Below are 12,227 nucleotides of genomic sequence, written 5' to 3'. Positions count from 1 at the left end.
ATGAGCTCCTCCGACCGGGCGGCCGGCCTGCCGCGCGACCTCCCGCACGACCTCGTCGACGGCCTCGGGGTGGAACGGGCCGAGCCTCTCGGCGGCGGCGACACCGCGTCGGCCTTCCGCCTGGAGGCGGCGGGAGGGCCCCTGTTCGCCAAGACGATGGCGGACCCGCCCGCCGGGATGATGGCGGCGGAGGTCGCCGGCCTGCACGCGCTGCGGGAGCACGCCCCGGAGTTCCTCGGGGTGCCGGAGGTCGTGCGCTGGACGGACGACGGCATCGTCCTCGAGTGGATCGACGAGGCCCCGGGCCGGCGCCCTCCCGGGACCGAGGCGGAGTGCGGCCGCGGGCTCGCGGCGCTGCACCGTGCGCAGGGCAGGGCCTTCGGCGCCCTGGACCCGGAGCTGCCCGGGCGGATCGGCTCCTTCGAGGTGGATCTGTCCCCCACGCAGGACTGGGCGGCGTTCCTGCTCGAGCGACGGATCCGCCCGCTGCTGCAGGACGCGCTCGGGGCCGGCCGGATCGACCCGCGCGCCGCGGACCTGCTCGACGAGCTCGCCCCGCGGGCCCAGGAGCTCGCCGGACCCCGGGAGCCGCCCACCCTCGTGCACGGCGACCTGTGGGCTGGGAACCGGCTCGTCGACGCCGCCGGGCGGAACTGGCTGATCGACCCGTCGGCCTACTGGGGGCACCGCGAGGTCGACATCGCGATGATGCTGCTCTTCGGCGGTTTCGGCGAGGAGTGCCTGGCCGCCTACGACGCCGAGCATCCGCTCGCGTCCGGCTGGCAGGACCGGGTGCCGTGGTACCAGCTGCCGCCGCTGCTGGTGCACGCCGTCCGGTTCGGCGGCGGCTACGGGGACGCGGCCGTGCGGGCGCTCCGGCGGCTGCGCGGCTGACCGGCGGCGCCAGGACCGGCGGCGCGCCGGCGGAAGTACGCCGTGGCCAGCACCACCAGGATCGCGGCCGCGGCCGCGCCCCAGGCCACGATCATGGACCGCGGCTCGTCCGTGGCCCGGCCGATCGCGATCCAGGACAGCCCCCACGCGGCCGCCGCGGCCACGGCCCAGCGGCCGCCGACCCGCCGCTGGATCGCGGCGACGACCACGGCGAGCACGAGCACGACGACGACGCCGATCCACTCGGCGCCCCGGCCCTCCTGCGACACGCCCGAGGCCACGAGGGCGGCCGCCACGTTGGCTGCCGTCGCGACGGACACCCAGCCCAGGTACAGCCCGAAGGTGCCGTCGACCAGCACCAGGTCGAGCAGGCCGCGCCGGCCGGGGACGCGCGTCAGACGGTCCACCAGCAGGCCCAGGATCAGGACCAGGGCGACGATGACGCCGACGCTCGTCCAGATCCAGCCCTGCTGGGTGACCAGCAGCCAGCCGGCGTTGAGGAGCATGGAGGCCGCCGCGAGCCAGCCCGTGGCCCGCGCGCGGCGGTCCGTGGTCCGGGAGGGCAGCCACTGCCAGACGGTGTAGGCGAGCAGCCCCAGGTAGATCACCGACCAGATCGAGAACGCCGTGCCGGCCGGCGCGAGCAGGGTGGAGTCCGCGGACAGGCTCCCGCCCGAGGACTCCTCCACCTGGGTGCCGATGATGCCGGCTCCGATGAGCGGTCCTGCGAGGCCGAGGATCTCGCTGACGGTGACCACGACCTGGCGGACACGGTCGGCGGTGGTGGGCCGAGGGTCGGCGCGGCGGGTGCCGGCGGAGGATGCGGGGGAGGTGGTCACGGCGAGGCCTTTCTCGCGTGCAGCGGGTCGGGTGGCGGGATGTGCGAGGTGTGCGGGCCGAGGAGTCCCGGGCCGGAGGCTCAGGGGCGCGGAGGCGGGCCCCCTGAGCACCACGGTAGGCCCCGGACCTGACCACCACCAGGGACGGCGCGGTGCCCGGACCCGAGCGTGGACGCATGCTGGTCGGTGCTCCGGCGTCCGACCGGACCGTTCCCCTAGAGTGGCCGGATGGAACCCCACGAGAACTCCCGGCCCGTCGTGGGCCTGCTCGGCGCCACCGGCATCACCGGACGCACGGCGCTGGCCCATCTCCTGGCGCGGGCGCCCGAGGCGGGGGTGGACGTCGTCGTCGGCGCCCGGGACCCCGAGCGCGTGCGCGCCCTGTGCGCCGAGCGCGACCTCCCCGTCCCCGAGCTCCTGCACGCCGACATCGCGGACCCCGGCTCCCTGCGCGCGTTCGTCCGCCGGGCCGACGTGCTGGTCGATCTCGCCGGGCCCTACACGCGGCTGGCGCCCCCGGTGCTCGCCGCGTGCGTCGCGGAGGGCACCCACTACGTCGACGTGACGGGCGAGTCCCAGCTCGTGCACCGGACGGACCGGGAGCTGCACGGGGCCGCGCGGGCCGCCGGGGTGGCCCTGGTGCACACGGCCGGCTTCGAGGCCCTGCCCGCCGACGTCCTCGTCGACGCGGCCCGCCGGCACGCCGCCGCCCGCGGCGAGACCCTGCGCACCGCGGACCTCGTGACCTCCGTGCGCACCCCGCCGGGGACCGGGTTCTCGGAGTCGGTCTCCGGCGGGACCGTGCAGAGCCTCGTCGAGGTGCTGCGGGACCCCGACCCGGCCCGCACCGGGGACGTCGCCGCCCGCCTGCCGGACCCCGCGCCCGGCAGCGGGACCGCGGCGGACCCCGATGCCGTCCGTGCGTTCAGCCCGCTGCGCCTGCGCGCCCGGACCGCCGACGGCCGCGTGCTCGCGGCCATGAGCCCGCTCGCGGCGATCAACCCCCCGGTGGTGCACCGCACCCAGGCCCTCAGCCCCGTTCCGGGGGCCGCCGCCCACCCCGTGGCCTTCCGCGAGGCCATGGCCGTCGGCCGCTCGGGCGGGCTCCGAGGGGCCGGGCGCCTCGCCGCGGCCGAGGCGGTGGCCGTCTTCCAGGGGCTCGCCGGGTTCGCCACCGGCCTGCCGCACCCGGTGCGCGCGCGGCTCGCCGACGTCCTGTCGGGAGTCCTGCCCCAGGTCGGCACGGGCCCGGTGGGCGACGTGCTCACCGGCTGGTCCTGGACCACCCGCGGCACGTTCACCACCCACGAGGGGAGCAGCTTCCCCGGCGTGCTGGAGGCGCAGGGCAACCCCGGCTACGGCACCACCCCGTGGCTGACCACGGAGCTCGCCCTGCGCATGGCGGTGCGCGGCGTCCCGGACGCGGCCCTCGGCTCGTCCACGCCCGCCCTCGCTCTGGACGGCGACCTCGACGCCCTGCTGCCGGCCCGGGTGCGCATCACGGTGGGCTGAGCAGGTCGAGCTGAGCAGGGCGAGCTGAACTCGGTGGGTTGAACCGGGTGAACTGAACTCGGTGGGCTGAGCGGGTCGGACTGAACAGGGCGAGCTGAACTGGGCGAGCTGAACTGGGCGAGCTGAACTGGGCGAGCTGAACTCGGTGGGCCCGGCGCGGCCGGCCGGGCACTGCCGGTGAGCGCCGGGGGCCGGGCACGCGCTGGCCCCCGTCCTTCGCGAGGAACGGGGGCCGGCGGCACGTCCGCGGTGGGCGGGGCTACGGCTTGAGCACCACCTTGATGCAGCCGTCCTCCTTCTTCTGGAACTTCTCGTACATCTCGGGCGCCTGCGCCAGCGGCACCTGGTGGGTCGCCAGGTCGAGCACGCCCAGCGGGTCCGAGGGGTCGTCCACGAGCGGCAGGAGCTCGTCGATCCAGGACTTCACGTTGCACTGGCCCATGCGCAGCTGGACCTGCTTGTCGAACAGCGTGAGCATCGGCATGGGATCCTTCATGCCGCCGTACACGCCGCTGAGCGAGATCGTCCCGCCGCGCCGGACGGCGTCGATGGCGGTGTACAGCGCGTCGAGCTTGTCCACCCCGGCCGTCTCCATCGCCTTGCGGCCCAGCGGGGACGGCAGCAGTCCCACCGCCTTGTGCGCCACGCCGGCCACGTGCGAGCCGTGGGCCTCCATCCCGACCGCGTCCACCACGGAGTCCGGGCCGCGGCCGTCCGTGAGGTCCTTCAGCCGCTCGGCCACGTCGCCCGAGGAGTCCAGCGTCTCGACGCCGTGGCGCTCGGCCATCGCCCGGCGCTCGGCGACCGGGTCCACCGCGAGCACGCGGTAGCCCAGGTGCCGGCCGATCCGGGCGGACATCTGGCCGATCGGCCCCAGCCCCAGCACGGCCAGGGAGCCGCCCTCCGGGGGAGCGGCGTACTTCACGGCCTGCCACGCGGTGGGCACCACGTCGGAGAGGTACAGGTACCGCTCGTCCTCACCGGTCTCGGGGACCTTGATGGGCCCGTAGTCGGCGTGCGGCACCCGGAGGTACTCGGCCTGGCCGCCCGGCACCGAGCCGTAGAGCCGCGAGTAGCCGAGGAACGCCGCGCCGCTGTTGTACTCGCGGACCTGCGTGGTCTCGCACTGCGACTGCAGCCCCTGGTTGCACATGAAGCAGTGCCCGCAGGAGACGTTGAACGGGATGACCACACGGTCCCCGGCCTTGACGTGGGTGACGGCCGAGCCGACCTCCTCGACGATGCCCATCGGCTCGTGGCCGATGATGTCGCCCTTGTCCATGAACGGGCCCAGCACCTCGTACAGGTGCAGGTCCGACCCGCAGATCCCGGACGAGGTGATCCGGACGATCGCGTCCGTGGGCTCCTGGATCTGCGGATCCGGGACCTCCTCGACGCTCACGGAGCGCTTTCCCTGCCATGTCAGAGCCTTCATCGATCCTCCTTCTCAGGGCCGTCCCCTCCGGACCGGATGGACAGCCTGCTGATCTGTTCGGTCGGGCCCAGCCTACTCGGCGCTCTCCCGGCCCGCATAGTGGCCGGTCCCGGACCCCGGCACGGACCCCGGTGCGACCCCCGGCCTGGCACCCGGCACGGACCCCGGTGCGACCCCCGGCCTGGCACCCGGCACGGACCCCGGTGCGGACTCCGGCCTGGCATCCGGTGTGGACCCCGGCCTGGCACCCGGCACGGCCCCCGATGCGGACTCCGGCCCCGCACCCGGCACGGCCCCTGGTCCGGCACTCAGCCCGGACTCCGGCCCGGCACCCGGTCCGGACTGCGACGCAGCCCCTGATCCGGCCCCTGATCCTGCCGCGGCCTCGCCCCGGAGGAAGTACGCCCCGACGGAGCCGGCGAGGGTGGCGAAGACGGCCACCGAGTAGAGCGCCAGCACCACCTCCAGCACGCGGGGGAAGCCGCCCTGCGCCCCGAGCTCCCGGCCCGTGACCGTGGACATCGCCGCGTCGGAGAGCGCCGGGCCGTACCCCGCGTAGTAGCCGAGGACGTACAGCAGCTGGCTGGAGACCAGCACGACGACGCCGGTGACCGCCGCGAGCCAGCCGATCCGGCTGGACAGCAGCTTCCCCGCGGAGCGCGAGCCGCGCACGCCGGCCGAGAGCACGCTCCCCGCCCGGGTGAGCCGGGTGAGCCGGAGCAGCCGGGCGGCCTGCAGCGCGCGGACGAAGCGCAGGAAGGGCAGCAGCAGGAACAGCACCTGCCACCAGTTGCGCTTCCAGAACCGGGCGGAGAACCGGGCCACGTAGGCGCGGAGCAGGAACTCCCCGACGAACACGGCCCAGAAGAGCCAGCCGACCACGTTGAGCAGGGCCACGAGTCCCTCGTCCTCGGCCAGCAGCTGGCCCAGCACCACGAACAGGAACAGGACGCCCAGCACGCCCATCGGCCGGTCGAGCCGGCGTGCGAGCCCCTCCGCCAGCCCGAGCTGCTCCTCCTCGTCGACCGGCCGCCGGTCCGCGCGCCGGGCGCTGTCCTCCCGTTCCACTGCTGTCCTCTCCGTCGCGCCGGCCTGTCCCTGGGCCCACGGTAGGCCACGCCGCCCGGAACCGGGTTCCCTTGACCGCCCGCGCACGCCCGTTGACGGCGCGTGCAGTGAACTCCTCGGGCCCGCCCCCGGGGCTGTGTCCGCGCTCACACTGATCGTGTTCCCACCCGGGGTCGCACCCGTTCCCGCCGAAGGAGTACCACCGTGCAGCAGACCGCTCTCACCACCTCGCCCTCCGAGCTCGGGGTCACCCACCCGCTCGACATGCTGACCGCCGCCGAGATCTCCGCCGCCCGCGCCGTCCTGGAGCAGGCCGGCCTCCTGCGCCCGTCCACCCGGTTCCCCCGGGTGATGCCCGTGGAGCCCCCGAAGTCCGTCGTCCTGGCGCACACGGACGGCGACGACTTCGACCGGTCGCTCGACATCACGCTGCTGGACACCGACACCGCCGAGACGCGGCGGGTGCTCGTCTCCGTGACCGCCGGCGCGGTCCTTTCGGTCGAGACCCTGCGGACGGGGGAGCACCCCTACGGACAGGCCCAGTACATGTTCGAGGAGTACGACCGCGCCGCGGAGATCGTGATGGCCGACCCGCGCTGGCAGGAGGCCATGGCCCGCCGGGGGATCGAGGACACCACGCACACCTTCGTGGCCCCGCTGGCGCCCGGCTTCTTCCCGCGGGAGGACGAGACCGGCAAGCGGGTCATGCGCTCCCTGACCTTCCACCGCCGCTTCGAGGGCGACAACCCGTGGGGCCACCCCGTCGAGGGGCTCATCGTGCACATCGACCTCACGGCCGGGGAGGTCATCCGGGTCGAGGACGACGGCGACGTGCCCGTGCCCATGGCGGACGCCAACTACACCCCCGAGCACGTCGGCCCGGCCCGGACCACCCTCAAGCCCCTCGACATCGTCCAGCCGGAGGGTCCGTCCTTCCAGGTCGACGGCACCCACGTCACCTGGGAGAACTGGAAGCTGCGCATCGGCTTCAACGCCCAGGAGGGCCTGGTGCTCAACCAGGTCACCTTCCGCGACGACACCGGGGAGCAGCCCGAGGACCGCTCGGTGCTCTACCGCGGCTCCGTGCCGGAGATGGTGGTGCCCTACGGGGACACCACGAACACCCGCTTCTGGATCAGCTACTTCGACGCCGGGGAGTACCTGCTCGGCAAGAACGCCAACTCCCTCAAGCTCGGCTGCGACTGCCTGGGGGTCATCAAGTACTTCGACGCGTTCGTGGCCGACGACGAGGGTCACCCCATGGAGATCCCGCACGCCGTGTGCATGCACGAGGAGGACTACGGCGTGCTCTGGAAGCACACCGAGTTCGGGGAGGCCCCGCAGGTGCGCCGCTCCCGCCGGCTGGTGATCAGCTACTTCGCGACGATCGGCAACTACGAGTACGGCTTCTTCTGGTACTTCTACCTCGACGGCTCCATCCAGGTGGAGGCCAAGGCCACCGGCATCGTCTTCGCCGGCGCGTGCGAGCCCGGGCAGCCGAACCGGCACTCCAACGAGATCGCCCCGGGGATCCAGGCGCCGGTGCACCAGCACATCTTCTGCGCCCGTCTCGACGTCGCCGTCGACGGGACGGAGAACTCCGTGCAGGAGGAGAACCTGGTGCGCATCCCCATGGGCGAGGACAACCCGTACGGCAACGCCTTCACGTGGTCGCGCACCGACGTGACCCGCGAGTCCGAGGGCGTCCGGGACGCGAACGCCGAGACCGGGCGCAAGTGGTTCGTGACCAACCCCAACCGCCGCAACCACGTGGGCGAGCCCACCGCCTACCACCTGATCCCCATGCCGGGCCCGCGGCTGCTCGCCGCGGAGGGCTCCTCGGCCTGGAAGCGGGCCCAGTTCGCCACCCACCACCTGTGGGTGACCCCCTTCGACGAGGACGAGCGCTTCCCCGCGGGCGTGTACCCCAACCAGCACGCCGGCGGGGGCCTCGGCGAGTGGGTGCAGCAGGACCGCTCGCTGGAGAACACCGACGTGGTGCTGTGGCACACCTTCGGGCCCACCCACATCCCGCGCACCGAGGACTGGCCGGTGATGCCCGTGGACTACTACGGCTTCTGGTTCAAGCCCTACGGCTTCCTGGACCGCAACCCCGCGCTCGACCTGCCGGACTGGTCCACCGCCGGCGGCACGTGCTGCGGCACCGAGGTGGGCCACGCCGATCCGGTGCCCGCCACGGAGGGCGCCCACGCCATCACGGGCCACGACCACGGCGGCGTCCATCCCGGCCGGGACCACGGCAGCGCCCGCCCCGCCCACGACTGCGGCTGCGAGGGCTGAACCGTGAGCACTGACGTGAACCGCAGCGACCGGGCCGCCGAGCACGGCCACCTCACCGAGAGCACCGGCCTGGAGCGCCGGACGCTGACCGTCCCGTCGCTGGTCTTCCTCATCATCGCGGCCTCCGCGCCGCTCACCGTCCTCGCCGGCGGCGTTCCGTCCACGTTCGCCGTGACCGGCCTGCTCGGGGTGCCCCTCGGCTTCCTCGTCCTCGGGGTGATCCTCGCCCTGTTCGCCGTGGGCTACGGGGCGATGTCCTCGCGGATCACCAACGCCGGCGCCTTCTACGCCTACGTGGCCGACGGGCTCGGCGCCCGGCAGGGCATCGGGGCCTCCTGGCTCGCCCTCATCAGCTACAACGCGATGCAGATCGGGCTCTACGGGATCTTCGGCTTCGTCCTGTCCTCCTTCCTGGAGGCGCGCCTCGGCCTCGCGGTGCCGTGGTGGGCGGCGGCCCTCGCCGGGCTCGTCCTCGTGGGGCTGCTGGGGGTCAGCCGGGTCGACCTCTCCGCGAAGGTCATCGCGGTCCTGGTCACCCTCGAGTTCCTCGTGGTGATCGTGGTCGACGTGGTCTCCCTGGGAGTGGCGCCGGAGGGTCTCAGCGCCCAGCCCCTGATGCCCTCCGAGTTCTTCACCTACGGGATCGGCGCCGTGCTGTCCTTCGGCATCGCCGCGTTCATGGGCTTCGAGTCCGCCGCGATCTACAGCGAGGAGGCCAAGGACCCCGCGCGCGCCGTCCCGCGGGCCACGTTCACCGCGGTGGCGATCATCTCGGTGTTCTACGCCGTCTCCGCGTGGGCCCTGGCCGTGGGCGTCGGCCCGGGCGGGATCGTGGCCGCCTCCCAGGAGCACGGGCCGGACCTCGTGTTCGTGTTCCTGGGCGAGCACGGCGGGGTGCTGCTCGCGGACACCGCCCAGGTCCTGTTCATCACCAGCCTGCTGGCCGCGCTCATCGCCTTCCACAACGCGGTGGCCCGGTACTTCTTCTCGCTGGGCCGCGAGAGCGTGCTCCCGCGGTGGCTGGGCGCCGTCGGGCGGCGCAACCACGCCCCGGTGGCGGGCTCGCTCGCGCAGAGCGCGCTCGCCGTGGTGCTCGTGACGGTCTTCGCGATCGCCGGGCAGGGCTCCGAGCTCGGCCCGCTCTTCCCCGTGCTGACCCTGTTCACGTGGCTCGTCAACGCGGGGGCCTTCGGGCTGATCTTCCTGCTGGCCGTCACCTCCCTGGCGGTCATCGGGCACTTCCGGCGGGATCCGGGCGGGCAGTCCGCCTGGGTGCGCTGGATCGCCCCCGCACTGTCCGCGGTGGGGCTGGGGACCGTCTTCCTGCTGGTCCTGGTGAACTTCGACGTGCTCATCGGCGCCGAGGGGCCCAGCCTCCTGGCCGTCGTCATGCCGGCGATCATCCTGGCCGCCGGGCTCGCGGGCCTGCTCTGGGGCGAGTACCTCCGCCGCCGCCGGCCCGAGGTGTTCGCCGGGGTCGGCTCGGGCCGCGCCGTGGAGGGCGGCGGGTCCGTGGCGCCGCCGGACACTCCGGGGGAGTCCGGGGCGCCCGATCAGTCCGGGGCGCCCGAGGCGGCCGGCGTGGCCGGGGACGCGCGGTGACCGTCCTGGAGCCGGCGGGCGGGATGCCGGGGACGCACCGGGCACCGGGCCGGTCGGCCGGGCGGTCCGGGGAAGCGCCCCGTGGGGCCGACCTCCTCCGGGCACCAGGCCGGCCGGGCGCGCGGTCCAGGGAGGCGCGCGGCGGGGCCGAACTCCTCCGGGCGCCGGGCCGGCCGGGCGGGCGGCCCCGGGAGACCCGCCGCGGGGCGGACCTCCTCCGGGCGCTGCTCGTGCTGGGCGTGGCCGCCTCCGTCGCCCTGCACGCGCAGATGGCCCTCACCGGTGCTCACGGGCCCGGATGGTCGGTGCTCATGGGGGTCATGGCGCTGCTGTGCCTGTCCTGCCTCGCCGGGCTCGTCCGGGGCGGCGACCCCGCCGGCCCGGTGCGGATGACCATGGGCATGGCCCTCGCGATGGCGCTCGGCCACGTGCTGCTCCTCCCGCTGCTGACCGGAGGGGCCGGGGCGCACGGCGCCCACGCCCACCACGGGGGAGCGGCCCCGGTGGACGCCGCCGCCGGGGCGGGCCACGGCGGCATGCTCCTCGTGGTGGGGGTCGAGCTCGCCGTGGCGGTCCTCGCCGTCGGCTGGACGCGACGACACAATCAGCGAATTACCTACCAACCGGTCTAATATGGCGATCCAGATGTGATGCCAGTCACGGTGCGGGCCCCGGTGGTCCGCACCGTGCCGGACAGGGAGGGATCGAGCGATGGTGCTGACGCCGGCCGGACCGGGACGGACCGCGACGAGCCCTGAGCTCGTGGAGTCCATCCGGGACTGGTCGCGTCTGACCTCCCGCTCCTTCGTGCCCCTGAGCTGCACCACCACGGCCGCCCGGACCTTCCGGGCGGGGATCGTGGGCCGGGAGGCGGGGAACCTGCACGTCTCGCACCTGCGGTTCTCGCCGCACGCGGTCGAGCGCGTTCCCGCCGGGCCCGGGGACACCGGCGGCGGGCGCTTCAAGGTGAACCTGCAGCTCGAGGGGCGCTGCGTCGTCGAGCAGGACGGCCGGCGCAGCGTCCTGAACCCCGGGGACCTCACCCTCTACGACACCTCCGAGCCCTACCGCCTGGAGTTCCCCGAGGAGTCCCGGCTGCTGGTGCTGATGTTCGACCACCGCGTCCTCGACCTCCCGCCGGCCGCCGTCGCGCAGCTGCGGGCCTGCCGGCTTGGCCCCGAGGGCGCCGTGCACGACATGGTGGCGTCCTTCCTCGCGTCGATGGCCGAGCACATGGACGCCCTGACCGGGATGAACGGCCAGCGGCTCGGCAACTCCGCCCTCGACCTGCTCACCACGTCCTTCAACCTCGAGCTCGACGACCAGGTGGCGGCCTCCGCGCACGAGAAGGACCGGCTGCGGGCCCGCGTGCACGACTGGGTCGAGGCCAATCTCGGCCGGCCGGACCTCGACCCCACCACGATCGCCCGGGCGCACTACATCTCCGTGCGGCGGCTGCACCAGGTCTTCCAGGACGAGGGCACCACCGTCTCGACCTGGGTCCGCACACGACGGCTCGAGCGGTGCCGGCGCGCGCTCGAGGACCCCATGAGCGCCGGGGTTCCCGTGGCGCGGATCGCCGCCCGGTGGGGCTTCCCCGACGCCGCCCACTTCTCCCGGGTGTTCAAGGCCGCCTACGGCGTCTCGCCGTCCGCGGCGCGCGCACAGGCCCTGGCGGACCCGCCCGCCTGACCTCGGGGTCCGGTGTCCGTTCTGTCGCCGGTCCCGGCGGCCCGGCCGCGGGGTTCGTGCGGCACGAGGCGTAGGGTCGCCTGCATGACGACTCGGCGGGCGCTCCTCGCCGCCGGCGCCCTCCTGGGGCTGACGGCAGCGGTTCCCGCCTGCACGGAGACGAGGACGCCGATGCCACCGGACGGAGACAGTGCGCGGCAGGACCGCGCCTCGCTGTCGGCCCGCCCCGGTGCGGCCGAGCCCACCGGATCGGCCGGCCCGGGCGAGCGCGAGCTCGGCGTGGCGGACGAGCGGGACGCCCTGCTCTACGTGCCTCCCGGGGCGGAGGGGCCCGTGCCGCTCGTCGTGTCGCTGCACGGGGCTGGCGGCAGCGCGCGCGGCGGGCTGGACCTGCTGCGGCGCGCGGCCCGCGAGCACGGGTTCGCCGTGCTCGCCCCCGCCTCCCGCGGGACGACCTGGGACGCGGTCGGCGGCGACTACGGCCCCGACGTCGCCGTGCTCGACCGCGCGCTGCGGCGCACGTTCGAGCTCGTGCCGGTGGAGCCCGACCGGGTCTCCGTCGCAGGGTTCTCCGACGGCGCCTCGTACGCGCTCGGTCTGGGGCTCGCCAACGGCGACCTGTTCAGCGGCATCGCGGCGTTCTCCCCGGGCTTCGTCCCGCCCGCCGGCCGGGTGGGGGAGCCGCGGGTCTTCGTCTCGCACGGGGTCGCGGACGAGGTGCTCCCGATCGACCGGACCAGCAGGCGGATCGTGCCCGCGCTGGAGCGCGACGGCCACGACGTCACGTTCGTCGAGTTCGACGGCGGCCACTCCGTGCCGCCGGACGTGGTGGAGCGGGCGGCCGACGCGCTGGAATGGTCCGACGGGGCGGGTGCGCCCTGATG

At 74.5% G+C, this 12,227-nt stretch carries 10 protein-coding genes; 7 read left to right on the top strand and 3 right to left on the bottom strand.

All coding sequences use genetic code 11. The annotated features are described in order from the left end of the window. Entirely contained in the window at positions 1–894 is an 894-nt protein-coding gene (locus RCG67_RS00395) for a fructosamine kinase family protein (protein WP_368824333.1), read from the top strand. Here RCG67_RS00395 and RCG67_RS00390 read toward each other — a convergent pair. Next, positions 849–1,733 carry a TspO/MBR family protein gene (locus tag RCG67_RS00390; RefSeq protein WP_368824332.1) on the bottom strand — a complete coding sequence of 295 codons (885 nt, stop codon included), beginning with the start codon at positions 1,731–1,733 and terminating at the stop codon, positions 849–851. The two genes, RCG67_RS00395 and RCG67_RS00390, sit on opposite strands and share 46 nt — an antisense overlap. 228 nt (positions 1,734–1,961) lie before the next feature. Between RCG67_RS00390 and RCG67_RS00385 the strand changes: the two genes are divergently transcribed. Beyond that, entirely contained in the window at positions 1,962–3,245 is a 1,284-nt protein-coding gene (locus RCG67_RS00385) for a saccharopine dehydrogenase NADP-binding domain-containing protein (protein WP_368824331.1), read from the top strand. Positions 3,246–3,504: 259 nt separating this feature from the next. Here the strand turns inward: RCG67_RS00385 and RCG67_RS00380 are convergent, their stop codons facing one another. Both RCG67_RS00380 and RCG67_RS00375 read right to left on the bottom strand, forming a co-directional pair. After that, positions 3,505–4,680 carry a zinc-dependent alcohol dehydrogenase gene (locus tag RCG67_RS00380; protein ID WP_368824330.1) on the bottom strand — a complete coding sequence of 392 codons (1,176 nt, stop codon included), beginning with the start codon at positions 4,678–4,680 and terminating at the stop codon, positions 3,505–3,507. 72 nt (positions 4,681–4,752) lie between these two features. Further along, positions 4,753–5,748 (bottom strand): hypothetical protein, encoded by a 996-nt coding sequence (locus tag RCG67_RS00375; RefSeq protein WP_368824329.1) that lies wholly within the window; start codon positions 5,746–5,748, stop codon positions 4,753–4,755. A gap of 204 nt (positions 5,749–5,952) precedes the next feature. Here RCG67_RS00375 and RCG67_RS00370 point away from each other — a divergent pair, with 204 nt between their 5' ends. The 5 genes from RCG67_RS00370 to RCG67_RS00350 all read left to right on the top strand — a co-directional run bounded on the left by RCG67_RS00370 (position 5,953) and on the right by RCG67_RS00350 (position 12,225). After that, positions 5,953–8,049 (top strand): primary-amine oxidase, encoded by a 2,097-nt coding sequence (locus RCG67_RS00370; protein ID WP_368824328.1) that lies wholly within the window; start codon positions 5,953–5,955, stop codon positions 8,047–8,049. A gap of 3 nt (positions 8,050–8,052) precedes the next feature. Then, positions 8,053–9,651 (top strand): amino acid permease, encoded by a 1,599-nt coding sequence (locus tag RCG67_RS00365; RefSeq protein ID WP_368824327.1) that lies wholly within the window; start codon positions 8,053–8,055, stop codon positions 9,649–9,651. A 239-nt stretch (positions 9,652–9,890) separates the two neighbouring features. Continuing rightward, positions 9,891–10,283 (top strand): hypothetical protein, encoded by a 393-nt coding sequence (locus RCG67_RS00360; RefSeq protein WP_368824326.1) that lies wholly within the window; start codon positions 9,891–9,893, stop codon positions 10,281–10,283. 79 nt (positions 10,284–10,362) lie between these two features. Continuing rightward, positions 10,363–11,343, top strand: coding sequence for an AraC-like ligand-binding domain-containing protein (locus tag RCG67_RS00355; protein WP_368824325.1), 981 nt, complete (start codon positions 10,363–10,365; stop codon positions 11,341–11,343). 171 nt (positions 11,344–11,514) lie between these two features. Next, entirely contained in the window at positions 11,515–12,225 is a 711-nt protein-coding gene (locus RCG67_RS00350; protein WP_368824324.1) for an alpha/beta hydrolase, read from the top strand. The last annotated feature ends 2 nt before the right edge of the window (positions 12,226–12,227 follow it).

Source organism: Kocuria cellulosilytica (assembly GCF_040981245.1).
GTDB classification, from domain to species: Bacteria; Actinomycetota; Actinomycetes; order Actinomycetales; family Micrococcaceae; genus Kocuria; species Kocuria cellulosilytica.
Note: the sequence above shows the minus strand (reverse complement) of the source record. Positions and strands in the feature narration are given on the sequence as shown.